The following is a 22,736-nucleotide window of genomic DNA, read 5'->3' on the forward strand; positions in this document are numbered from 1 at the left end:
TGTCCCTGATAAATGGCGGTGGACGCCAGGTTGAATAAAATCCCCTTAGTGATGGAGAGGCAATCATGAAATTCGAAGGCATTTATACCCCGGCAATCACTCCTTTGACCGCGAGCGGTGAAATCGACAAGCCCGCTTTCGCCGACGTGCTGGAGTATCTGATTGAGTCGAAAGTGCATGGCATTATCATTGGTGGTTCGACCGGCGAGTACTATGCCCACACCACTCAAGAGCGCATCGAACTGGCGACCCAGGCCAAAGATGTCATTGGCGCACGCCTGCCGCTGGTGATTGGTACCGGTGCAATCCGCACCGAAGACTCCGTCGAATACGCAAAGGCCGCTCGCGAGATCAAGGCCGATGCGATTCTGGTGGGCTCTCCGCCCTATGCGTTGCCTACTGAGAAAGAAAACGCCATCCATGCGCTGACCGTGGATCGCGCCGCCGGCTTGCCGATCATGCTCTACAACTACCCGGCACGCATGGGCGTCAGCATGGGCCCGGAATATTTCGCCGCCGTAGCCGAAAGCAAAAACATCGTGGCCATCAAGGAAAGCTCCGGCGACATGGCGCAAGTCCATCGTCTGGCACGGGAGTATCCGAACATCAGCCTATCCTGTGGTTGGGATGACCAGGCGCTGGAGTTCTTCGCCTGGGGCGCGCGCAGCTGGGTTTGCGCCGGCTCGAATTTCATTCCGCGCGAGCACGTTGCGCTCTACGAGGCCTGCGTCGTGGAAAAAGACTTCGATAAAGGCCGCAAGATTATGAGCGCCTTCATGCCGCTGATGGACTTCCTGGAAAGCGGTAAATTCGTGCAGTCGATCAAGGCTGGCTGCGCGTTGAACGGCCTGCGCACCGGTGGCGTGCGCTCGCCTCTGCAACCTCTGTACGAGCACGAGAAACAGGCCTTGCAAGACATCATCACCACTCTGAAACGTGACGTCGCCCAGGTGACCGGGAGCGCAAAATGACTGGCCTTCTCAGCGCGGCAGAATATGCCGCCATTGCCCGGGAACAGAAGTTTCCGACTCAGTCGTTCGTCAACGGTGAGTCCTACACATCGGTGTCGGGCAAAACCTTTACCACAACCAACCCGGCGACCAATGACGTGCTGGCCGAGATCACGGCCTGCAACGCTCAAGACGTTGACTTCGCGGTGGCCAAGGCCAAGGAGGCCTTCGAAGATGGCCGCTGGCATAAACTGAGCCCCGGCGAGCGCAAGAAGGTGTTGTTGCGCTTTGCCGATCTGCTGGAGCAGAACTCCCACGAGCTTTCTGTCCTGGAAAGCCTGGATAGCGGAAAACCCGTTCGCGAGTGCCAACTCACGGATGTTCCAGAAACCATTCACATGATCCGCTGGCATGCTGAGCTGATCGACAAGATCTACGACAGCACCGCACCGGTCGGTTCCGGCGCGTTGAGCCTGGTGGTGCGTGAAGCCATCGGGGTCGTCGGCCTGGTTCTGCCCTGGAACTTCCCGCTGCTGATGCTGGCATGGAAAATCGGCCCATCGCTGGCCGCGGGCTGTTCCATCATCGTCAAGCCAGCCAAGGAAACCACCTTGACGGCCCTGCGTGTCGCCGAACTGGCTTATGAGGCAGGTGTGCCCGCCGGTGTGTTCAACGTGCTGTCCGGCGGGGGCAGTGAAGTGGGCGAACCGCTTGGCCGCCACATGGATGTGTCCATGGTCAGCTTCACCGGCTCGACAGCCACCGGCCGCAAGTTCCTCAACTACGCGGCGGATTCGAATCTCAAGCGCATTGTGCTGGAGTGTGGCGGCAAGAATCCGGCTGTGGTGATGGATGACATCGAAGACCTGGATCTGGTCGCCAGCCACGTCGTCAATGGCGCGTTCTGGAACATGGGCGAAAACTGCTCGGCGTCCTCGCGCTTGATCGTGCATGCGGACATCAAGGACGAGTTGTTGAAGCGCATCGGCGTGCAAATGCGCGAATGGAAGATGGGTAATCCACTGGATCCGGACAATCGTCTTGGCGCCATGGTCAGCAAAGCGCATTTCGAGAAGGTTCGTTCCTACCTCGAGCGAGCGGTCGTCGAAAAACTCGACGTCGTTTATGGCGGCAACACCGAGAGCGACATCTTTGTCGAGCCTACCGTTGTCGATGGCGTCGGTGTCGATAGCCGGCTGTTCCAGGAAGAGATCTTTGGCCCTGTGCTGGCGGTCACTACGTTCAACACTGTTGACGAAGCCATCGCTCTGGCCAATGACTCGGTGTATGGCCTGGCGGCTTCGGTCTACACCGACAACCTGCGCAACGCCATCAAGCTTTCGCGGGAAATTCGCGCAGGGATTGTGACGGTCAACTGCTTCGGTGAGGGTGACGCTTCCACGCCGTTTGGTGGATACAAGGAGTCCGGGTTTGGCGGGCGCGACAAGTCAATCTGGGCCCACGATCAGTACACCGAAATCAAGACCATCTGGATCGACGTCTCTGAGCGGTAATCTGCCGAACGGATGACAGCGGTATGCACACCCATCCCGAATACCACGAATGTCGGGATGGGTGTTGCATCAAACAATGGCAAAAAAAAACAAAAAGCCAACTCTGTCTTTTGCCTGTGCGTGGTGGTTATTCAATGACACGCCGTCTTATCGGATGCTGGCTGGCGCGACAATCATCGTCTGGCGATTGTGTTTTCACCCCAGGGGCATTCAGTTCAAACCAAGGTGGTTGCGCAGTAAGTGTGTAGGGCAGGGCAGCATCGCTGCTGCCCTTTGAAAGTTCCCGTTATTTGCGGTCCATACGCCCGAAAGCGCCTGGACGGCTTATCCCTGTTTGGTGGAGAAGATCGCAGGCATCTGAAGATGCTTGTAGATGGCGAGAAACCTCAAGCCGAAGGTGAAAATCAACGCAATCCAGCCGGCGATCCAGATCGTGGGGAATACGTCGCGCAGCAGAACATAGAGCGTGCATCCCAGCAAAATGGGCGTGGCGTAGATGTCACGTGACATCAGCAACGAGACTCTTCCGGCCAGGACATCACGCGCGATGCCGCCTCCAATACTGGTCAGCACCCCCATCATCACTGCCAATGGCGCCGCAAGATGTAATGCCAGGACTTTCTCGGTAGCGGCCAGTCCGAACAGCGCTGCCGCTAACCCATCGAGATAAAGCAACAGTCGATAACGCTGTTGCAGTCTTTGGGTCAGAAAAAAACCCAGCAGTGCTGCCAGCAAGGCAGCCCAGATGTAGTTGAAGTCGGCAATCCAGAAGATCGGAAGATCCAGCAGCAGATCTCGCAGAGTGCCGCCGCCAATAGCCGTGATGATTCCGAGCACCACAGCACCAAACAAATCGACATCGGCTTTCTTGATAGCCAGCACACCTGTGATGGAAAACACCGCAATACCTAGCATTTCCTGGAGATAATGCATGTTGTATTCCCTTCTCAGGTGACCCGGCAGTAGAACCACGCAAGTATGATCAATATGAAAGCCGCTGACGCGAAAATGCTGTCAACCCTGATCAGTGCCGTGGGCTCGGAAAGTACGGAGGCGAGGACCGAAGATGCGTTCGTTCACATCCTCCAGTGACAACTTACGGAGACCCAGCGCTATATCGTCAAGCTGATCCTGCAAGGCCATAGCAATACGTCGATTGCCGCCGTGCTGAACATATCGGAAGGCACCGTGAAGGTGCACAAGCGCATGAGCGTATGTTGCTTCACCACGGACCTAGCGGATACCGGCACCCGCCATGGACTCTGGCACCCACTGCGCCGTCGATAGCGGCTCGATGTAGCGGATGCCGCCATGCGGGCCCACCACGCCGTTGATGTTGTAGGTGCCTTTCGACAGGTCGTAAGTCATGAAAGGGGTGGCGTCCGGGACCTGCTGGTCGTAGCTCTGGCTGAAGAACGCGAAGGAGCCACGGTACAGCTGGCCACGGGTGTCGTACTGATCGGAGGCCACCGCGGCCCAGGTGTCTTCATCCAGGTAAAAGCGACGCTTCTGGTAGATGTGCTTCGCCCCTGGCTTGAGGTTGCCTTCCACGACGTAGACCCGGTGCTTTTCCCAGCGTACGAAGTCCGGGGCAACGAAGTTGGGCGTGGTCAGCGACTTGGCAGCGCGGGCGTAGGTGAGTTTGTACGTGTTGTAGGGCACGATCATTTCCTGCTTGCCCACCAGTGTCCAGTCGTACAGTTCCAGCGCACGGGCAGTACCGGGGTTGGGGGTGTCGTAGGCCAGGATCGAGATCTGTTTGACCCGGCGCTGAGCAGGCATGTACTGCCAGGCGCGGCCAGGGAACTGCGTCGGGTTGGTGGCGTTCTTGAGCATGATCGACTCGCCGGCTCGGCGCGCAGGTCCGGTATAGGACAGTTTCAACTGATAGTAGATGTCGGAACTGTTGAACGGCTTCGACAGGTTCTCGTAGATCGGGAAGGAGATGAATGCCTCGCCGGTGACCGCAAGGCTCGGTACACCTGCCGTGTCGACGCTCCAGGAGTCGTACTTGGAATGGATGTTGACGCCCTGGTAGCGCAGCAGGAAATTCCACATCGCTTCGGCGCCGGATTGCGGGATCGGGAAAGGCACCCCGGGCATCACATTGTCGATGGCGATCCCGCCGTTGAGGGACCTGGCGTTGGTGGCATTCTTGCGGCTGTTGTCCAGTATCGCCTGTGGCAGCGATGCCGTGCGGTGGGTCGGGTAGACGTCGATGCGAAAGTCGGGGTAGCGCTTGGCCAACGCCACTGTGGTGGCGGTCAGCATGCTTTTGTACGCGTCGACGTTCCTGCCGTTGATCACCAGCAACGGTTTTTCGCCCGCAAAGGGGTCCGGGCGCATGCTGTCGCCGGTCTTGAAGCTGGATGGGGCCGTGGTCAGACCACCGTTGTAGGGCGGAATGGAACCGTCGGCATTGCCGGCCTTTTCGGCGCCCACCCACGTCAGGCTGGTGCCCAGCCGAGTAGCTTCCTGGCTCGATACATAGGCTTGGGCATCGATGGCCAGCGCCATGAGGGGTACGGCAGCCAGAAGACTTTTCACGAATTTCATATTGTTATTCTCCTGCCTGGCGTACCAGGCAACTCGTGACTCAGGCGCAGCAGTCGCTTACGTCGACTCATCGCCAGAGACCTTTTCAGTACTGCCATTAGAAAGCCCCCGTATCAGGGGCGCTTTTCATTCGACGACAGCCCCTTGGCTATTCATGACAGGCCCGGACAGCCTCGGCGCGCATTCGATGGGGAGAGTGACCATCACTTGTTTGTATTTCTCAAAGGAATCATCGGGTTACTCAATGGTCACAGCTATGACTCTTCCATACTTCCGACGTTTAGGACGTTTTTATGAATCGCGCAGTAATCTTGATCGTGGCCATTTCCAGCGCCGTCTTGTTGGGAGGCTGCGGCCCGCATTGGGATGACGGAGAGCGGTACGGCCGATATCACGATCATGACCATCGACGTGGTTACGACCAGCGAGGGGACGATGACCGAGGTTATGACCGTGACTATGATCGTCGTGGCTATGATCGTAGTGACTATGATCGCGATCACCGTCGCTACCGTGATCGCGATGACAACGACGACTGATACGTCAGCTTCGAGTGATGGAAGCCAGGTCTGGACAACACAGCGAATAATTTGCAGTCCGTCTCATACCTGGCACTAAATTGAACAAAATCATTGAAAAAAACCGCCATAAGCTTTAAACGGAAAGCCAAATGGCACATTGAAAGCAATCAGCCAGTGAGTTTCAGCAGTCTTGGCTCAGGGAGCGCTGATGAGTTTTCGTACACTGACCGGCTCCCCGCGGCAATCGAGCAATGACGCAGTTGCCGCATTTCACCCTCCAGGGAACCCGGATACCGTCGGCATGGCTTGCGCCGGCAACGACGACAGGATCGGACAACTGCTGGACTCGGCGCGCAACTGGGCCCATACCACCGCTTGGGCGTTTTACCGCGCCGGTGAACAGTTGCATCGGGTTGGCCAGGGTGACCCACGGGGACATTGGCCCTCAAGCGTTGCGAATGATGATTTTGAAGCCTTTTGCCTGGCTTCGAACCTGCACCGCTGGCCCACTGGCAGGGGCGAAAGTGAGCTGGGTTGGCTGCTCGCACCCGTCAACGATGCCGCGGAACCGGCGCTTGCCGAACTTGCCCAGCGCCTGGGCATCGAGCTACAGACCAATACCCTGGCCCGTGCGCAGATCACTCAGCGTGTGCTGTATGAAATTACCTATCTGGCCAGTTCGACCCGTGACCGGTCAGAGTTCCTGGTGGGGGCTCACCGGCTGCTGGCCAGCCTGATCGACGCCGAGAACTTCTATCTCGCGCTGTATGATCCGCACACCGGCAAGATCGACTACCCGTATTACGTCGACATCATCGACGTCGATGCTCTGGAATCCGAAAACTACGAATACCTGGACCCTTCGCGGCTGTCGCTGACGGGCCAGGTGTTGACCACCGGCCAGCCGTTGCTGATCGATGCCGCCGGTATTCTCGCGGCCCAGGCCGAGGACCGTTTCCACTGCGTGGGTGATCGTCCCGAGTACTGGATGGGCGCGCCGTTGAAAAATGCCTCGGACGAGGTGTTTGGCATGCTGGCGATGCAGGTCTACGACGTTTCTCGCATCTACAGCGCTGAAGACCGCGCGCTGTTCCTGGTGGTCGCCCGCCACGTGGCCATGGCGCTGGACCGGATTCTGCACCGGGAAGACCTCGAAGAAACGGTGTTGCGTCGCACCCTGGAGCTTTCGGCAGTCAACGACGCATTGCGCCAGGAAGTCACGGACCGGGAACGCGCCGAACATCTGCAAAGCGCGCTGTTCCAGATTGCAGAACTGTCGAGTCAGCCGGGTGACATGGCCGAGTTGTTCCGGACCCTGCATGGCATCGTCGGTGATCTGCTGTTTGCGCAGAACTTCTACATTGCACTGTTTGACGACGGGACCGGTGAAGTGACGTTTCCCTATTACGTGGATGAACGGCAGACGACCTGCCCGACGGCACGCCGAGGGCGCCGGGGCTTGACCGAGTACATCATCCGTCAGCGCCGCCCCTGCCTGATTGACGTCGGCGAGGCCGAGCGATTGTCCGCGCAGGGTGAAATCGAAATTGCCCATGAGTCGGTGCGCTCCTTCTCCTGGCTGGGCATACCTCTGTTCGAAGACAACGTGGTACGCGGTGTGCTGGCGGTGCAAAGCTATACCTCGCAGGTGCGCTATACCCTGCGTGACCAGGAACTGTTGACCTTCGTGTCGCGGCACATAGACACCGCGTTATCGCGACGCACGGCCGCCGAAGCGATCCACGCCGCCAACCTCCAGCTCGAAGCCCGGGTACAGAGCCGCACCCGCGAGCTCGATTACGCCAATGCCAAGTTGCAGCACGAAAACTCCCACGATGCGCTGACCGGGCTACCCAATCGCACCTACCTGCAGCAGCGCCTCAACCTGGCCTGGTCGCGGTTCGGCAGCGAAGGCGGGCCCCTGGCGGTGATGTTCATCGACCTCGACCGCTTCAAGATGGTCAACGACAGCCTCGGCCACCATTTTGGCGACCTGCTGTTGATGCAGGCTGCCCAGCGTTTACGCGGTTGCCTGCGCGACACCGACATGCTGGCGCGTCTGGGAGGCGACGAGTTTTCGGTGCTGGCTCCCGAGGCGTCGCTGGAGGTGGTGATTGAAATCGCCGAACGGATCCTGGTGGCATTCGACCTGCCGTTCTTCATCAATGGCCATGAAGTTTTTTCGTCCTGCAGTATCGGTATCGTCAGCGCCGACAGTCAGGTCCATCACGAGCCTGCCGACTTGCTGCGCGATGCCGATGCGGCGATGTACCGGGTCAAGAGTGCCGGGCGCGATAGCTACGCGGTGTTCAACCAGGAAGTGCGCCGTGAAGTCTCGGACCAGGTCGAACGAGAAGGGGCCTTGCGCAACGCGCTCAAACGCACCGACGAACTGCTGCCGTATTTCCAGCCGATCGTCAGCGTCGACACCGGCGAACTCTTGGCCCTTGAAGCACTGATCCGCTGGCACCAGCCGGGGGGCCGGGTGATCGCACCGGGCGAGTTCCTGCCGGATGTCGAGGGTTTGCGCCTGATCGGTCGACTGGACCTGTACATGCTCACCAGCATTGCCACGATCCTCGCACAACCCGAACACGCCGACTGGCCGCCGGTGCACGTCAATTGCTCCAGCTACAGCATGACGCGCCCGGATTTCGCCACTGAGGTGCTGGCACTTTTGGCGCAGCACCGGGTCTCGCCATCGCGAATCTGCCTGGAGTTGACCGAAGGGGCACTGGTAGCCGAACCGGCGATTGCCCGCCAGACCATGCAGCAACTGGCCGACAACGGCATGACGGTGGTGCTCGATGACTTCGGCGCAGGGTTTTCATCCTTGAGCTATGTGCATCAATACCGTTTCAGCGGCTTGAAAATCGACAAGTCGTTTATCTTCGAACTGACCACCAGCGCCCGCAGTCGCGCGATCGTCCGGGCCATTGTGCGGATGGCCGAATCGCTGGACCTGAGTGTGGTGGCCGAAGGCGTCGAGGATCAGGCGACGCTGGAGTTGCTGCGTGAAATGGGGGCAGGGCAGGCCCAAGGTTATCATTTTGCCAAGCCGATGGCCTTGAAGGAACTGTTTGCCAGTTCACTGCTCGGTCCCCGGGGTTGCTGACAAAACCACAGCACGAGGGCTGCTGCACTGATCAAGGCACCCAACAGGCTGACGGCAATCCAGCCCCATAGCGCATACACCTGGGTCGCGGCGGCGGCACCCAGTGCGCTGCCCACCGAGTAAAAGAACATGTAGGCACCGACCATGCGACTTTGGGCGTCGGGTCGTGCGGCAAAAATCAGGCTCTGGTTGGTGACATGGACGGCTTGCACCGCGAAGTCGAGCAAGACCACTCCACAAACCAGCGCGATCAGTGACGACTGTGCAAAGGCGATGGGCAGCCAGGACAGCGTCAGGATCGCCAGCGAAATGCCGGTGACCCGTTGCCCCAGCCCCTGGTCGGCCCAGCGACCGGATCTTCTGGCAGCAAGGGCGCCGGCGACGCCCGCCAGGCCGAACAGGCCGATGAGCGTGTGTGAAAGCGACAGTGGAGGGGCGCTCAACGGCAGCACCATGGATGTCCACAGCACGGAAAAAGCGGCAAAGATCAGCAAGGCCAACAGGCCTCTGGTTCGCAACACCGGTTCGGTCAAGAACAGCGTGAAGAGCGAGCGGATGAGTGCCGGGTAGGTGTATCGACTGCGTGGCGTCACTGCGGGGGGCAACACTTTCCAGAACACCGCCGCGAGGGTCAGCATCAATCCCGAGGAAACAAAATACACGGTGCGCCAGCCCGCCAGATCGGCAATCAGCCCGGAGGTGAATCGCGCCAGCAGAATGCCCAGGACAATGCCGCTGGTGACGGTCCCCACGGCCTGGCCGCGTTGTGCCGGCGTTGCCAGCGCGGCGGTGCAGGCCACCAGCACTTGAACCATTACTGCCAGCAAACCCACGGCGATCATGGCCCCCAACAGGGTCAGCCATTGCTGTGCGGCGCCAACGCCCGCCAGCGCAATCGAAGACAGCAGCATTTGCGTCAGAATCAGCCCTTTGCGGTTCAACAAGTCGCCCAGCGGGACGATGAACAACAACCCCAGCGCGTAACCGACCTGAGTCGCCGTCACCACAAACCCGATCATTGATGGGGCCACATTCAGGCTCCGGGCCATTGAATCGAGCAAAGGTTGTGCGAAGTAGACGTTGGCGACGGCAAGCGCGCAGGCGACCGAAAACAGAAACGTGAGCTGCGCAGAAAGCCCCGAAGCCTGCGCGGCGAAAGGATGGGTGGCTGAATCGGTATCTGCTTTCAAGTGAGCCTCCGTGGCGCTAAACTGGTTTCAATTAGCAACTTGATTCAATTGTTATCGAATCAGGTTTCATATTGCAACCACATTGCTTAAAGCCAGACGACGGACCTGGCGGTCCTTATCCAAAAGGTAAACACGATGGTCGCAGCCCCTTCATCGCAAAACAGCGAATGCCCGGTAGCACGAACACTGGAAGCCATCGGGGATCGTTGGTCGCTCATGATCATTCGCGACGCGTTCGACGGCATTCGCCGATTCAGCGAATTTCAGAAAAGCCTGGGGGTGGCCAAGAACATTCTGGCATCGCGCCTGAAGACGTTGGTTGAGGTCGGTGTGTTCGACGTTCAACCTGCATCGGATGGAAGTGCCTACAAGGAATACGTCCTGACGGAAAAAGGACGGGAGATCTTTCCCGTGGTGATCAGTATGAGGCAGTGGGGCGAACGGTTTCTGTTCACGCGGGACGAGACGCGTTCGGTGTTGCTGGACAATGAGTCCGGCCAGTCCCTGATGCCGATTGAAGTTCGCTCCGTGAGCGGCCAGAAACTTGGACCGTCGGATTGTCACAGAGTGAGGGTGATTGCAGACGAGTCGTGAATCGAACGGTTGAAGGCGAATCAGTCGAGCAGCGACACCAGCCGCGGTTCGATTGATTGCCCAACGACTTCAAGCAACGCCAGGGTGACAGGCAATTTGAAGCGTCGGCGCCCGGCGCTGCCTGGATTCAGGAACAGCCGTTCACCGCGCCAGTCGATGCGGGGTTTGTGCGAATGACCGGTGATCACCAGCTTGATACCGTCATCAAGATTGACCGCTACATCGACGATGTCATGCACCAGCAGAACCGTCCAGCCGTTGAACTCCAGGCGCAGACAATCGGGCAACTCCCGCGCCCAGGGGGCGTCCAGGTCATTGTTGCCACGCACCGCATCCACCGGCGCGATTGCGGCCAATTGCTCGAGGATAGCCGAGCTGCCGATATCACCCGCGTGGAGGATGCGATCACAGCCTTGCAGGGCGGCAATGGCTTCGGGGCGCAGCAAACCGTGGGTGTCGGAGATGACGCCGATTTTCATTGATGGCGGATCGAGCGGCATTCTGGTTCCAGGCTCAAGGGGATGTCTCCTGCGCGCAGCTTTGTTGAACGAAGCGGTCGATCAACCACCTCGCGGCCGGCCCCGGTGGCAGATCCGTGCGGTAGATGACGTCGAAGGCGTAAATCCCGCTTTTGTATTCCGGAATGTTCAGTTGTACGAGTCGGCCGCTCTCCAGGTCTTCCCGGACCATCGGGGCCGGCATGTTCCCCCAGCCGATGCCCTCACGCAGCAGCATGTGTTTGGCGCCAAGGTCCGCCAGGCGCCAGGTGCGGTTGCTGAGCACGGCGAAATCCTTGTCCTTGGTCAGGACCGAACGATCGGACAGCACCAGTTGCGTGTGCTCTCGCCCGGCGCCGGGAACATTCGAGTCGCTTGATGCCAGCGGATGATTCGGGGCCGCCACGGGAATCAACTCGACACTGCCGACCCCCATTCTCTCGATACCGTCGATGCCCTCGTTCATGGGGCCGCTGACACCGATTATCGCACCACGGTTGACCACCCGTTCAGTGACCGCGCCGAGGGCTTCCATGTGCAAGTGCAGGGCAACGGTCGGGAACTCTTCGCGGAAGGATTTGAGTGCGTCGACCACACGTTCGGGGGGCAGCATGACATCGAGCACCACGTGCACTTCGGCTTCGAGCCCCTGAAGCAGGCCCTTCACTTTGGCGCGTAGTCCATGAACACTATTGGCGATGGTCCGGGCTTCGGCCAGTACGGTGCGACCGGCATCGGTGAGCTGGGGTTTGCGGGTTGTCTGGCGGTCGAACAGAGACACACCGAGCTGCATTTCCAGGTTGGCGATCGAGTAGCTGACAACCGAAGTGGCGCGATGAAGTTTTCGGGCGGCCGCCGCGAAACTGCCGACTTCCACGACCGTCAGGAACACTCGCAGTTGGTCCAGCGTCGGTGTTCCGGGGTCAGAGATCATGCCTGTTTCCTTGATCCGGACGTCGCTCGGAAAATTGCACGATTTGTCTCTCCTTTACCGGTTGAGCGGGTGTGCTTTTCTAATAAATCGAATTTAATGATCTAAATTAGTCAGCTATTCAGATTAGCTGATGCAGCGCAACATTTCCTCACCAAGGCGCTTCCCTTTGAATCGCACCTAACTGTAGGAAATATCCCATGACGAACTCTGCAAACATCGCTCAATCAACCACCTCTGAACAGAGCCGCTCCGATGTGACCCAAGCCTCGGCCTCGTTGATCGGCCGCGTACTGCTTAGCGCAATTTTCATCCTTTCCGGTTTTTCGAAACTCGCCGCTCCGGCAATGATGGTCGGCTATATCGGTTCGGTCGGCCTTCCGTTTCCACAATTGGCACTGGCGGTGGCGATCATTGTAGAGATCGGCGGCGGCCTGGCACTGATTGCCGGATACCGCACCCGCACCGTCGCCGCCGTACTGGCCGTGTTCAGCGTGTTCACCGCGCTGGCGTTCCATAACGCACTGGGCGATCAGAACCAGTTCATCCACTTCTTCAAGAACATCGCGATGGCTGGCGGCCTGTTGCAGGTCGTGGCCTTTGGTGCCGGTCGCTTCAGCCTCGACGCTCGCCGTCGTTGATAGACCCGCGCTGCGCGGGGCTCGCACCCTCGCAGCGTAATGTTTTATCCCTTCTTTTCGATTACCGAGGCCACCATGAAAGCCCTACGCGTGTACGAATACGGCAGTCCTGACGTTTTACGCCTGGAAGAGATTGCAGACCCTGTCGCCGGTGTCGGTGAAGTGCTGATCGATGTCGCCGCAGCCGGGGTCAACCCGATCGACTGGAAAATCCTGTCCGGTGCCATGAAAGCGTTCATCCCGTTGCCGCTGCCTTATACGCCGGGCGTTGAAGTGGCCGGCACCGTCGTCGCGTTGGGGGAGGACGTCACTGAATTCAACATCGGCGATGAAGTGTTCGGCTTCATCAACATCGTCGGCGGTTATGCGACCAAAGCCGTTGCCCAGGCTGGCAGGCTGGCGCTCAAACCAAAATCACTCAGTGCCTTGCAGGCTGGCGCTGTCCCGGCATCGGCCCTGACAGCCTGGCAGGCACTGACCGAACACGCTGGCGTGCAGCGTCGCCAGAAAGTGTTGATCCACGCCGCAGCCGGTGGCGTGGGCAGCATGGCCGTGCAGATTGCCAAGTACCTGGGCGCTGAAGTCTACGCAACGGCCTCGGCACACCATCATGCCTACCTGAAGGAAATCGGGGCGGACTACACCATCGACTACACCACCCAGGCTTTCGAGGAACAGGTATCCGGCCTCGATGTGGTACTGGACCTGGTGGGTGGCGAAACGCAAACCCGTTCGTTTGCAGTACTTAAAAAGCACGGTGTGCTGGTATCGCCCGTGAGCGCCCCAAACATGTCGCTGGCCAACGACTACGGCGTGACCCCCGCGAACTTCACCACCCGTTCGGATGGCCGGCAGCTCTCGCTCATCGCCGAACTGTTCGACAAGGGACACCTCACTGTCAACGTAAAGGCATACCCCCTGAGTGAATCAAGCGTGGCGATCGAAAAAAGCATGGGCCGTCACTTGCGCGGCCGGCTTGTCCTCGATACCAAGAGGTAAGTGATTGCCAGTGATTGTCCGTAGAGTTGGGCGTCGATACTGGAGACGCCCATCAGCGGCTGTGTTGTGTGGCGACCGTTACTCGTGTGTCCGGTCAACAGCTCGCCTCACCTGGCTCAACAGGTGATCGACATCCTCGGCGGTGGTGGCGAATGAGGTGACAAAACGAACGACATTCGGTCCCCAACGATCGTGATAGAACCCGAAGCCGGCCTTCAGCAGCGCATCGATCATTGCCGAATCCAGCCGACAGAACAGGATGTTCGCCTCGGTGCCACCGAGCACCTCAACGCCGCTCAGGCCAGCAAGCCCTTGTGCCAGGCGTTGGGCGGCAGCGTTGGCCTTGCGTGCATTGCGCAACCAGAGATCGTCGGTCAGGTACGCATCGATCTGCGCCGACAGAAAACGCATCTTGGAAGAGAGATGGCCTGCGCGCTTGCGGCGATAACTCATCTCGGTGGCGAGGGCGGTGTTGAACAGGACGATGGCTTCCGCCGCCAGCACACCATTCTTCGTGGCACCAAACGACAGGGCATCCACGCCGACCTTCCACGTCATCTCGGCCGGGGAACAGCCGAGCGACACCAGGGCGTTGGCAAAGCGCGATCCATCCATATGCAATCCCAGGGAAGAGGATTTGCAGACGTCACCAATGGCTGCGATTTCGTCCAGGGTGTAGATACTACCGACTTCAGTGGCCTGGGTGATGCTGACGCAGGCGGGTTGAGTCGTGTGTACGTCGCCGACTTTGTCGCGAGTGCGCTCGCGCAGTCGAACGATATCCAGCTTGGCCGCCGGCCCGTCGACGGTCATCAGCTTCGCGCCGTTGGAAAAGAACTCCGGCGCGCCGCATTCATCATTGTTGATATGGCTGGCCGGGTGGCAGTAGATGTTGCCCCAGGGTGGCGTCATCGCGCTCAGGCACAGGGCGTTGGCGGCGGTGCCGGTGGGCACGAGAAAGACCTCGACGTCACGCTCGAAGATTTCGCAGAACTTGCGCCGGACCTGCGCCGTCAACTCGTCGGTGCCATAGGGGCTCGCCTGGCCCGTGCTGTGTTTGACGAGGGCTTGTGCCACCTCCGGCGATGCACCGGCGATGTTGTCACTTGAAAAACCCAGCGCGGGCGGTCTGTTTGTTTCACCGTTCATCATCCAGTTCTCGGCTGCGCAGGCGAAGGTGTTTCGCCCGGATTGGCGCATCCTATGGAGGGTGAGGGTCGCCGCGCTTGTAAAAAATTGACGGTCGGCTGATGACCGACGGACTAAGTCCTGTAGCGCGATGGCGCGACGCCGAATGCCTGCCGAAAGGCGCGATTGAAATGGCTTTGATCGTAAAAGCCGACGGCGTGGGCGACCTCGACGATGGGTAGCACGCTGCGAGCGAGCAGGCCACAGGCCCGTTCGAGGCGCAGGCGAAGCAGCCAGGCGTGGGGTGTCATGCCGATGGTGCGCTTGAACTGCTTGAGGAACGGGAAGCGGCCCAGCCCGCACAGGCCAGCGAGATCATCGAGGGTGATTCGCTGATCGATGTGGCTGAAACAATAGTCCCTGACGCGAGACCATTGCAGGGGCGATAGCGTGCCGGTAATCGATTCGGGCCTGATCGCCCGTGACTGGCTCAACAGATGTTCAAGCAGGGTAAACCATTGCGTTTGCACCGCGAGGCTGCCGGGTCCGACGGCCTGCTGCATCGCTTCGTGCAACGCCCGCAGGTTAGCGACAAGCCCGGTGTCTTCGAGCAGCGCACCGGCCAATTCAAGCTCTTTCGGCTGACCGCTGATCTCCTCGGTCAGGCTCGCGACCAGCGCCTGGGACAGGCGGAATGTCTTGAGCGTATAAGCGCCGCCGCCCTCGGACACGCCATCGTGGATTTCGCCCGGCGGCATCAGGGCAACACTTCCCGGCCCCAAAAGAAACGACTCGCCCTTCGACCGATGACGCTGGACGCCTTCGGTGACAAAACCAATGTGGAAATCGAGGTGGTAATGGCGATCGAAGCCGATATCCGCAAAACGTGCGGACCCCAGCACCAGGCCTGGTACGTCGGACACGTGATGGTACTTGGCTTGCTCAGTCATGAAACCCGTTCAACAATCGGCGAGGAGGGCGAGAGACCCAGAGTTTAAGCGCGCAAGAGGTATAGATCCATGGGTTGCCAGAGGTCGTCCATGAGTCATTGAGTGTCAACCGAAGTCGCTCGCCATGAGGATGTTGCGCAGCAAGTGATTACGGCTCAATTGTCCGCTGCGCAACATCCTGTAGTCGCCCTTAACCTTGTGGCACCACCCGCGCTTCGTTTCCGGCACCTTCGACGTATACGTTCATGCCTTTTCTCAGCGCCGGGTTGATCGGCTGGGTCACCTGAACCAGTACGCCGCTGTTGGTGCGCACGATGATCTGCTGTGCGTCCACGGGCTGATCATACTTTTTCTTTTCAACGTAGTTGCCGCCTGCCGCCCCCGCGAGGGCACCGGCGACCATCGCCACATCCCGGCCGGTTCCCTGGCCGACCAGGCTTCCCAGGGCCAGGCCGCCAATACCCCCCATGATGGCGCCGACACCGCTATCGTGATTGGTCTGCATCTGGGTCTGTGTAATCTGCTCGATTTTCCCTGAACGAATCTCCATCTCGCCAGCACCTCCGCCCCCGGCGCCCACCGCGGCACAGCCGCCAAGCACCAGTCCAAAAAGCGTAATCGTCAGCCAGGAAGCGATTGTTTTCATCGTCGAACTCCATTTTCCGGGGAAGTGGGTCATGCACACGCATCCAATGACGTTAGACGAAAATGTCCGGTTCATGCGCTTGTTTGCTTGCGCACTGCGCGTGAGGTTGGTGGTTCAGAACGCCAGGCGGGGGATGGCCGAGGCCAGTGAAGCGACCGTTCAACATGACTAATTCGCCTTCAGCGACTGCCCGTTGGCATTCGTAGGCGCAGGTCATCACGCAACTTCAGTATGGAATGGATAGTCCGTGTAACCCACTTCCGTGCCACCGAAGAACGACTCGCGGTCGTACGGGTTCAGCGGCCAGCCGTTGCGCAGGCGCTCTGGCAAGTCTGGGTTGGCGATGAAGTGGCGACCGAACGCGACCAGGTCTGCATCGCCGGCCTCGAGGATTGCGTTGGCCGACTCACCGGAGAAGCCGCCCGCCGCGATAAGCGTGCCCTTGTAGTGCTGGCGGATGAGTTGGGACGCCACCGGATTCTGGTCGCGGCGCTCGTCTTCGGCGACCCCCAGGATGCGCGGCTCGATCAGGTGCAGATAAGCGAGGTCCAGCTTGTTCAGTTCGCGCGCGACATAGGTGAACAGGCCAATGGGATCGCTGTCGGACATATCGCCGAAATTGCCGCTCGGCCCCAGACGCACCGCCACCCGATTACTGCCCCAGACGGAGATCACCGCCTCTACCGCTTCCAGCAGGAAGCGGCTGCGGTTCTCGAACGAGCCACCGTAGATATCCGTACGTTTGTTGCTGCCGTCCTGGAGGAATTGATCGAACAGGTAGCCGTTGGCCGAGTGCAACTCCACGCCGTCGAATCCGGCTGCGATACCGCGTTCGGACGCGGCGCGGAAGCTGTCCACCAGCCCGCGGATTTCCGCGATGGTCAGTTCGCGCGCCGGGGAGCCGGGGGTCCAGCCGGACTCGGTGTAGGCAAGGCCGCCGTGGTCCACGACGGAAGGGGCCACCGGCTGGGCACCGCCTGGTTGCAGGAGACTATTGGACTGGCGCCCCGCATGGTAGAGCTGCAGGAAGATTTTGCCGCCCTTTGCATGAACGGCGTCGGTCACGAGCTTCCAGCCGGCGATCTGGCTGTCGTCATACAGACCGGGAGCACCGAGGTAGCCATTACCATTGGCGGCGGCGATAGTGGCCTCGCCGATCAGCAGGCCACCGGCGGTGGTGCGTTGGGCGTAGTACTCGGCCATCAACTGGCCAGGGATGGCGCCCGGCTCGGCACGCATGCGGGTCAGTGGCGCCAGAACGACGCGATGGGAAATCTGGTATGGGCCTATCTGGATACTCGTATGCAGTCTGGACATGACAACGATACCTATCAGTGGTGGGATGGGCGCAATGTAGGCGTAAAATTCCCGGAGAAAAATATCCCCTGAGGCCGAACATTTCGGATGTTTTTTCCGTAATCCCGCCCTGTTGGTGGGGTTCTACCGGAGCAGGCAGGAAAAGTGATGGAAAGTCTGAATGGCATCTCGATGTTCGTGCAGGTTGCCGAAACGCGCAGCTTCACCGAGTCCGCCCGCCAGTTGGGGGTGTCGTCCTCGACCGTGGGCAAAACCATCGCCCGGATGGAGGAGCGCTTGCATGTGCGGCTGTTTCATCGCAGCACACGCAGTATCACGCTGACGGCCGAGGGGACCCTGTTTCTTGAGCGCTGCCGGCGCATCCTCAGCGAGGTCACCGCTGCCGAGTCCGAGCTGTCAGGTCTGGCTGGCAGTCCACGAGGGCGACTTCGGGTGGGCACTCCGCTACTGGGCGAGCTGATGATGCCGGCCTTTGACGGGTTCATGGAGCAGTATCCGGAAGTCGAACTGGATATCGATTTTTGCGACCGTATGGTCGATGTGATCGAGGAGGGGTTCGACGCGGTGATTCGCACCGGCGAGCAAACCGATTCACGCTTGACTGCACGCCGCCTGGGTTCCTGCGCACATGTGCTGGTGGCGTCGCCGACGTATCTGAAGCGGCATGGCGTACCCACGTATCCGCGTGAACTGGAACGCCACTCATGCCTGCAACACAAGTTCCCCGCAACCGGAAAGCTGGAGCGTTGGCCGCTGCGGCTCGAAGCCTCCGAGGCTGAACCGGTGCTGCCCGCCACGATGACGTCGAACACGATCGAGCCTCTTGCCTACGCCGCGATCCAGGGCAGGGGGATTGCTTTTCTGCCTGCTTTCCTGGTGCGTAAAGCGCTGGAAAGCGGCCAGCTGGTCACGGTGCTGGACGACTACATTGACCGCCAGGTCGTCTTCTGGATGCTGTGGCCAGCCAGCCGTTATGCCTCGCCCAAGTTGCGCGTGTTCATTGACTACATGAGTGCTCACTTGCGCATCTGATCGTTTACGCCTGCGGGTTCAGTATCACCCTTGACTGACCGGCATCAGGGCGAGCCGCTCCCGCAGGGTGTGGGCTTAACCCAAGGCCGTGAAATCGCTGGCGTTCAACTGCTGGACGCCCACCAGCTGGATTTCGAACTCGGGGGTGGCGTCGGCGTTGACACTGCCCTGGAGAACGCCATCGGCAAAGCGCAGTTGTCCGGTGGCGTTGGCAGGGTCGAAGGCGTTACTGCCGATGAAGGTGAAGGCGTCGACAGCGGTGGTCAGCGGCCTGGCGTCCAGGCCGGTGAAATCCAGATGATCGCCCTCGATGCTCTTGAAACCGTTTATCACATCGCGCAAAGCCCCCACGCCCATGTCCGACAGCGCACTGAACGCGAAGGTGTCCGCGCCAGTGCCACCGGTGAGGTTGTCGGTGCCTGCACCGCCGATCAGCCGGTCATTACCCGAACCACCCACCAACGTATCGTTGCCCGCACCACCGTTCAGAATGTTCGCGGCGCTGTTGCCCGACAGACTGTCGGCGTAGGCGCTTCCCGTCAGGTTTTCGCAGGACCTCAAGGTGTCGAGCCCAGAGCCCGTGGTGTTTTGTTGCGCCGAGGTCGAGAGGTTTACCGTAACGCCGGAGAGGGCGCGCTCAAAAGACACCGTGTCAATGCCATCGCGCCCGTCCAGCACATTGTTGCCGGGGCCGGCGAACAGCGTGTTGTCCAGCGCATTGCCCGTGCCATTGGCGGCGCCAGTGCTGTCGATATACAGATGCTCGACGTTGTTGCCGAGAGTAAAGGCCGCGACGCTGCTGTGTACGCTGTCGACCCCTCCAGACGCCGCATTGCCGTTGATCTCGATCACGGCGTCATCGGCGTTGTCGACATAGTAGGTGTCGTTGTCATCGCCGCCGCTCATGCTGTCGGCTCCTGCGGCACCGTCGAGCAGGTTATTGGCGGCATTGCCGGTGATGAAGTTGTGCCGCTCATTGCCGGTGCCGTTGATGTCCGACACACCGGTGAGCACCAGGTTCTCGAGATTGGCGCCCAGGGTCCAGCTGACCGAGGCCTGCACCGTATCGATCTGCGAGGTCGAGGTGCTGGTTTCCACCACACGGTCCGACGCATTGTCGACCACATAGATGTCGTTGCCATTGCCACCGGTCATGGTGTCGGCGCCCAGGTCGCCATCCAGTGTGTCGTTGTCCGAACTGCCCACCAGGGTATCGGCCTGGGCGGTACCGGAAATCAAGTTCCGGGCGTTGTCGAAAATGTCCTGCACGCTGTTGTTGTCGTTGGGGTTGCCCTGCAAGCCAAGGTCACCGGCAATGTAGTCGGCCAAACGCTGGCCGACGATCTCCGCCGACTCCTCGTGCAGGTGCCAGACGTCATCGGGATACGTCAGCGGATCGACTTCGTGGCGCAAAGGGAGGTCGGTGTAGTCCACTGCCAGCTTGACGTCGGCACGCTCTGCGGCGATGGCTTCCTGGGCGGCGCGGACATAGCCAGCCCCCTCGACGATCGAGGCAATCTTCTCTTGCGAATAACCACGGGCACGCGCTGCGTCCTGGTCGTAGTGACCGGTTTCCATCATGTACACGCTGAAGTTACCGAACTGGGCATGCAGGTAATCAAACACCTTCAGGGTCGCGGCCTTGTACGCCGCTGCTGCCGCTGCTTTGTCCGTGGCGCGGGCGACCTCCTGGGCGGCTTCCTCGCCCTGGCCCCAAATGATGCCCATGGTGACGTTACTGATCGATTGCAGTTCGCTGATCTGGTCCCGCAGCAGCGTCACGGCGCGCAACAGCGCAGCCCCGGGTTGGTTGGTGTCGGTCAGCCACCAGCACAACTCTAGCTCTCCGGCGCTGAGCGTCGACAGGCCGGTGACCGTGCTGCCTCCCACTGCGATGTCGATGCCGTTGCCATTGGCATCGGTGAACTGGCTGCGCACGTCATAGGGGGTGTAGCGGTCCAGGTCGTTGACCAGCATCGAGGTGCCGGACTGAGCGTCGTCCTCGGTCATGCGCAGCAGGCGCGCATTGGATTGGCCGAGGGTGGGCAGGTAGAGGATGTCCTGCCGGGCTGGCTCGCCGAACACGAAGTCGCTGGCGGTCAGGGTGTCGAGGTAGTTGCCGTTGAGGGCGATTTCAAAACGATTGCCATCGGCATCCGCTTCGGCGGACTTGATGTAGGTCTTGTCGCCGGCTGAATTGAGGGTCAGGTACAGCGTGCCATTGCTGCCATCGCCGAGACCGAGAAACCCCAGGCTCGAAACATCGATCTTGTCGACGCCCGCGGTGAAGTCATAAATCGTGTCGGTAGCGGTGACACCGCCGGTGTCGTAGTCGCGGTAGCTGTCGAGTACGTTGCTGTAGCGGAAGGTGTCGGCACCGTCGCCGCCGTACAGCGAGTCGCGTCCGGCACCGCCGTCTAGCTTGTCGTCGCCAGCGCCGCCACTGAGGCTGTCATTACCCGCCAGACCGAGCAGGGTATCGCCCGAATCGCTACCCAGCAGCGAGTCGCTGGCACTGGTGCCGGTGATCACACGATTGAAGATGAAGTGGCTGGCGGTCAGGGTACCGGCGAGGTTTCCCGAGAGAATCAGCTCGAAGCGATTACCGCTGGCATCGGCATCGAAGTCCTTGATGTAGGTACGGTCGCTGCTGGCGCTGTAGCTGACCTGAAGGGTGCCGCCACGGCCATTGCCCAGGCCTGTGAAACCGAGATCGGCGAGATCGATCTTGTCCTGGGTGACGTCGAAGTCGGTGATGCTGTCATCGAAGCTTGTGGTTGCGTTGCGGTAACTCTCGGACTGAGCGGTGAAACGGAACGTATCGGCGCCGGTACCGCCAGTGAGTTTGTCGATGCCTGCACCACCTGCCAGAATGTCGCCACCGGCCCCGCCATTGATAGTGTCGTTGCCGGCTCCGCCGTAGAAAATCTCGCTGGCGGCGCTGCCCGGCAGGGTGTCGTTGCCGTCCGTACCTTGTACGATGGTCATCGGCACCGTGGCGCTGACATAGCTGCCGTCGCCATAGATCAGCGTGGCGCCGTTGCTGGTGTGACTGATGGTATTTCCAATAATTGCATTGCGATCGGTGCCGTCTTCATTGCGCTCTGCAACGCCATAGGTCGACAGGTTGCTGCCGCTGATGATGTTGCCCTGGATGATGTTATCGCTGCCATTGAAGTACTTGCCGGACACGCCCAGGGTGTCGTCGTAGGACTGGATGATGATTTCCGGTACGGGGCTGCCCAGGGAGTTGTTGTTGAGTGTGTTGTCGATGATCTCGACGTGGTTGCTGCCGTAAATGCGGACCCCGGTGCTGGCGTTGTCGTGGATGTCGACGCCGCTGACGGTCACCTCGCTGGACAGTTTGATCAGCACCCCTTCGGCTCCGTTGCCGTACACCTCGCCACCGGTGATGGTGATGTTGCTGGGGGAGGGGATGTCCTCGCTGCCGCGCTGCACCACGATGCCGGTACCGCCGTTGTTGTAGGCAACGTTGTTGGTGAGCGTGAAGTCGTGGGTGCTGGTAACGATGTTGAAACCGTGCCGGTCGTTGTCGTAGGCGACGTTGTTTTCGAAAGTGCTGTCGCTGAGGAAGTCGGCAACGAAACCGTCCAGGCCATTGCCGTGGGACACGCTGTTCTTGATGACCATGTTGACGGTCTGCTCGTGGGGATCGAAACCGTACCCGGAGCAGTCCTTGATCTCGACGCTGTCGAGGGTGACGTTGGAGTCGAAGCCCGCTTCGCCGGGAATGTAGCCGTTGAACCAGCCGTCGATCTTGCCCGTGGTGTTGTCACGGTTGCCGTCGATGGTGAGGTTGCTGACGCCGAAGTCGTGGGTTTGCTCGCCATAGGCGGAGCGGATGACCCCGGTGATCTTGGTGTCGGAGCCGTCAGCCACCTTGACGGTGGTTGCGCCCATGCCGTCGCCATACAGGTAGACATTGCTCTTGAGCATCAGGCAGCCGTCGGAGGGTTCCTCACCTCCGGAAACGATATAAGTTCCGGTCGGCATGTAAACCTGCCCCCCGCCGGCAGCGGCCGCCGCATCAATTGCATTTTGTATCGCCGCCGTGTCGTCAGTGATGCCATCTCCTTTGGCGCCAAAATTTTGTACATTGAAAATCATGAGTTTATCTCCGTATCAGGCGAGAAC

Annotated in this window: 18 protein-coding genes and 1 pseudogene; 9 read left to right on the plus strand and 10 right to left on the minus strand. The window is 59.9% G+C overall.

Going from position 1 to position 22,736, the window contains the following annotated elements:
• Nucleotides 1-65 precede the first annotated feature (65 nt).
• Nucleotides 66-971, plus strand: coding sequence for a dihydrodipicolinate synthase family protein (locus PMI34_RS03530; RefSeq protein ID WP_008053397.1), 906 nt, complete (start codon nucleotides 66-68; stop codon nucleotides 969-971).
• Nucleotides 968-2,464, plus strand: a complete 1,497-nt coding sequence (locus PMI34_RS03525) for an aldehyde dehydrogenase (protein ID WP_008053398.1) — start codon at nucleotides 968-970, stop codon at nucleotides 2,462-2,464. Before PMI34_RS03530 ends, PMI34_RS03525 begins: the two co-directional genes overlap by 4 nt.
• A gap of 324 nt (nucleotides 2,465-2,788) precedes the next feature.
• Here the strand turns inward: PMI34_RS03525 and PMI34_RS03520 are convergent, their stop codons facing one another.
• Nucleotides 2,789-3,397 (minus strand): trimeric intracellular cation channel family protein, encoded by a 609-nt coding sequence (locus PMI34_RS03520; protein ID WP_008053399.1) that lies wholly within the window; start codon nucleotides 3,395-3,397, stop codon nucleotides 2,789-2,791.
• A 129-nt stretch (nucleotides 3,398-3,526) separates the two neighbouring features.
• Here PMI34_RS03520 and PMI34_RS29440 point away from each other — a divergent pair.
• Nucleotides 3,527-3,667: pseudogene (locus tag PMI34_RS29440) on the plus strand (LuxR C-terminal-related transcriptional regulator); the annotation flags it as partial.
• 30 nt (nucleotides 3,668-3,697) lie between these two features.
• Here the strand turns inward: PMI34_RS29440 and PMI34_RS03515 are convergent.
• The gene (locus PMI34_RS03515) at nucleotides 3,698-5,020 is read right to left on the minus strand and encodes a DUF1329 domain-containing protein (protein ID WP_008053400.1); all 1,323 of its coding nucleotides are present in this window, start codon (nucleotides 5,018-5,020) and stop codon (nucleotides 3,698-3,700) included.
• A 293-nt stretch (nucleotides 5,021-5,313) separates the two neighbouring features.
• Between PMI34_RS03515 and PMI34_RS29445 the strand changes: the two genes are divergently transcribed.
• On the plus strand, nucleotides 5,314-5,559 hold the full coding sequence (locus tag PMI34_RS29445; protein WP_008053401.1) for a hypothetical protein: 246 nt from the start codon (nucleotides 5,314-5,316) through the stop codon (nucleotides 5,557-5,559).
• A gap of 190 nt (nucleotides 5,560-5,749) precedes the next feature.
• Nucleotides 5,750-8,656: an EAL domain-containing protein gene (locus tag PMI34_RS03510; protein WP_008053402.1), complete on the plus strand. Its 2,907-nt coding sequence runs from the start codon at nucleotides 5,750-5,752 to the stop codon at nucleotides 8,654-8,656.
• Here PMI34_RS03510 and PMI34_RS03505 read toward each other — a convergent pair.
• On the minus strand, nucleotides 8,587-9,846 hold the full coding sequence (locus tag PMI34_RS03505) for an MFS transporter (protein ID WP_008053403.1): 1,260 nt from the start codon (nucleotides 9,844-9,846) through the stop codon (nucleotides 8,587-8,589). The two genes, PMI34_RS03510 and PMI34_RS03505, sit on opposite strands and share 70 nt — an antisense overlap.
• A gap of 135 nt (nucleotides 9,847-9,981) precedes the next feature.
• Here PMI34_RS03505 and PMI34_RS03500 point away from each other — a divergent pair, with 135 nt between their 5' ends.
• A complete protein-coding gene (locus PMI34_RS03500; protein ID WP_008053404.1) occupies nucleotides 9,982-10,440 on the plus strand; it encodes a winged helix-turn-helix transcriptional regulator in 459 nt (152 codons plus the stop codon).
• 20 nt (nucleotides 10,441-10,460) lie between these two features.
• Here the strand turns inward: PMI34_RS03500 and PMI34_RS03495 are convergent, their stop codons facing one another.
• Together PMI34_RS03495 and PMI34_RS03490 are read right to left on the minus strand one after the other, a co-directional pair.
• Complete coding sequence (locus tag PMI34_RS03495; protein ID WP_032829894.1) at nucleotides 10,461-10,919, minus strand: metallophosphoesterase family protein; 459 nt, start codon at nucleotides 10,917-10,919, stop codon at nucleotides 10,461-10,463.
• 34 nt (nucleotides 10,920-10,953) lie between these two features.
• On the minus strand, nucleotides 10,954-11,871 hold the full coding sequence (locus PMI34_RS03490) for a LysR family transcriptional regulator (RefSeq protein WP_008053407.1): 918 nt from the start codon (nucleotides 11,869-11,871) through the stop codon (nucleotides 10,954-10,956).
• Nucleotides 11,872-12,068: 197 nt separating this feature from the next.
• Here PMI34_RS03490 and PMI34_RS03485 point away from each other — a divergent pair, with 197 nt between their 5' ends.
• Together PMI34_RS03485 and PMI34_RS03480 are read left to right on the plus strand one after the other, a co-directional pair.
• Nucleotides 12,069-12,509: a DoxX family protein gene (locus PMI34_RS03485; protein ID WP_008053408.1), complete on the plus strand. Its 441-nt coding sequence runs from the start codon at nucleotides 12,069-12,071 to the stop codon at nucleotides 12,507-12,509.
• A gap of 75 nt (nucleotides 12,510-12,584) precedes the next feature.
• Nucleotides 12,585-13,508, plus strand: a complete 924-nt coding sequence (locus tag PMI34_RS03480; protein WP_008053409.1) for an NADP-dependent oxidoreductase — start codon at nucleotides 12,585-12,587, stop codon at nucleotides 13,506-13,508.
• Nucleotides 13,509-13,586: 78 nt separating this feature from the next.
• On the opposite strand, the gene PMI34_RS03475 is transcribed toward PMI34_RS03480, so the two are convergent.
• The 4 genes from PMI34_RS03475 to PMI34_RS03460 form a co-directional block, all read right to left on the minus strand.
• Nucleotides 13,587-14,657, minus strand: a complete 1,071-nt coding sequence (locus tag PMI34_RS03475; RefSeq protein WP_008053410.1) for a threonine aldolase family protein — start codon at nucleotides 14,655-14,657, stop codon at nucleotides 13,587-13,589.
• Nucleotides 14,658-14,770: 113 nt separating this feature from the next.
• Nucleotides 14,771-15,586, minus strand: a complete 816-nt coding sequence (locus tag PMI34_RS03470) for an AraC family transcriptional regulator (RefSeq protein WP_008053411.1) — start codon at nucleotides 15,584-15,586, stop codon at nucleotides 14,771-14,773.
• A gap of 190 nt (nucleotides 15,587-15,776) precedes the next feature.
• Nucleotides 15,777-16,232 carry a glycine zipper 2TM domain-containing protein gene (locus tag PMI34_RS03465; protein WP_008053412.1) on the minus strand — a complete coding sequence of 152 codons (456 nt, stop codon included), beginning with the start codon at nucleotides 16,230-16,232 and terminating at the stop codon, nucleotides 15,777-15,779.
• Between the two features lie 216 nt (nucleotides 16,233-16,448).
• Nucleotides 16,449-17,549, minus strand: a complete 1,101-nt coding sequence (locus tag PMI34_RS03460) for an alkene reductase (RefSeq protein WP_008053414.1) — start codon at nucleotides 17,547-17,549, stop codon at nucleotides 16,449-16,451.
• 147 nt (nucleotides 17,550-17,696) lie between these two features.
• On the opposite strand from PMI34_RS03460, the gene PMI34_RS03455 reads away from it, so the two are divergent.
• A complete protein-coding gene (locus tag PMI34_RS03455) occupies nucleotides 17,697-18,581 on the plus strand; it encodes a LysR family transcriptional regulator (RefSeq protein ID WP_008053415.1) in 885 nt (294 codons plus the stop codon).
• Nucleotides 18,582-18,656: 75 nt separating this feature from the next.
• Here PMI34_RS03455 and PMI34_RS03450 read toward each other — a convergent pair whose 3' ends face one another.
• Nucleotides 18,657-22,709: a glycosyl hydrolase family 28-related protein gene (locus PMI34_RS03450; protein ID WP_008053417.1), complete on the minus strand. Its 4,053-nt coding sequence runs from the start codon at nucleotides 22,707-22,709 to the stop codon at nucleotides 18,657-18,659.
• Nucleotides 22,710-22,736 lie beyond the last annotated feature (27 nt).

The sequence above is a fragment of the Pseudomonas sp. GM74 genome (genome assembly GCF_000282455.1).
GTDB lineage: Bacteria > Pseudomonadota > Gammaproteobacteria > Pseudomonadales > Pseudomonadaceae > Aquipseudomonas.

Coding starts and splice junctions, on each gene's coding strand:
- PMI34_RS03475 (WP_008053410.1), bottom strand. CDS start 14,657: ATGAACGGTGAAACAAACAGACCGCCCGCGCTGGGTTTTTCAAGTGAC.
- PMI34_RS03465 (WP_008053412.1), bottom strand. CDS start 16,232: ATGAAAACAATCGCTTCCTGGCTGACGATTACGCTTTTTGGACTGGTG.
- PMI34_RS03450 (WP_008053417.1), bottom strand. CDS start 22,709: ATGATTTTCAATGTACAAAATTTTGGCGCCAAAGGAGATGGCATCACT.
- PMI34_RS03530 (WP_008053397.1), top strand. CDS start 66: ATGAAATTCGAAGGCATTTATACCCCGGCAATCACTCCTTTGACCGCG.
- PMI34_RS03520 (WP_008053399.1), bottom strand. CDS start 3,397: ATGCATTATCTCCAGGAAATGCTAGGTATTGCGGTGTTTTCCATCACA.
- PMI34_RS03470 (WP_008053411.1), bottom strand. CDS start 15,586: ATGACTGAGCAAGCCAAGTACCATCACGTGTCCGACGTACCAGGCCTG.
- PMI34_RS03500 (WP_008053404.1), top strand. CDS start 9,982: ATGGTCGCAGCCCCTTCATCGCAAAACAGCGAATGCCCGGTAGCACGA.
- PMI34_RS03485 (WP_008053408.1), top strand. CDS start 12,069: ATGACGAACTCTGCAAACATCGCTCAATCAACCACCTCTGAACAGAGC.
- PMI34_RS03495 (WP_032829894.1), bottom strand. CDS start 10,919: ATGAAAATCGGCGTCATCTCCGACACCCACGGTTTGCTGCGCCCCGAA.
- PMI34_RS03490 (WP_008053407.1), bottom strand. CDS start 11,871: ATGATCTCTGACCCCGGAACACCGACGCTGGACCAACTGCGAGTGTTC.
- PMI34_RS03515 (WP_008053400.1), bottom strand. CDS start 5,020: ATGAAATTCGTGAAAAGTCTTCTGGCTGCCGTACCCCTCATGGCGCTG.
- PMI34_RS03455 (WP_008053415.1), top strand. CDS start 17,697: ATGGAAAGTCTGAATGGCATCTCGATGTTCGTGCAGGTTGCCGAAACG.
- PMI34_RS03510 (WP_008053402.1), top strand. CDS start 5,750: ATGAGTTTTCGTACACTGACCGGCTCCCCGCGGCAATCGAGCAATGAC.
- PMI34_RS29445 (WP_008053401.1), top strand. CDS start 5,314: ATGAATCGCGCAGTAATCTTGATCGTGGCCATTTCCAGCGCCGTCTTG.
- PMI34_RS03525 (WP_008053398.1), top strand. CDS start 968: ATGACTGGCCTTCTCAGCGCGGCAGAATATGCCGCCATTGCCCGGGAA.
- PMI34_RS03480 (WP_008053409.1), top strand. CDS start 12,585: ATGAAAGCCCTACGCGTGTACGAATACGGCAGTCCTGACGTTTTACGC.
- PMI34_RS03460 (WP_008053414.1), bottom strand. CDS start 17,549: ATGTCCAGACTGCATACGAGTATCCAGATAGGCCCATACCAGATTTCC.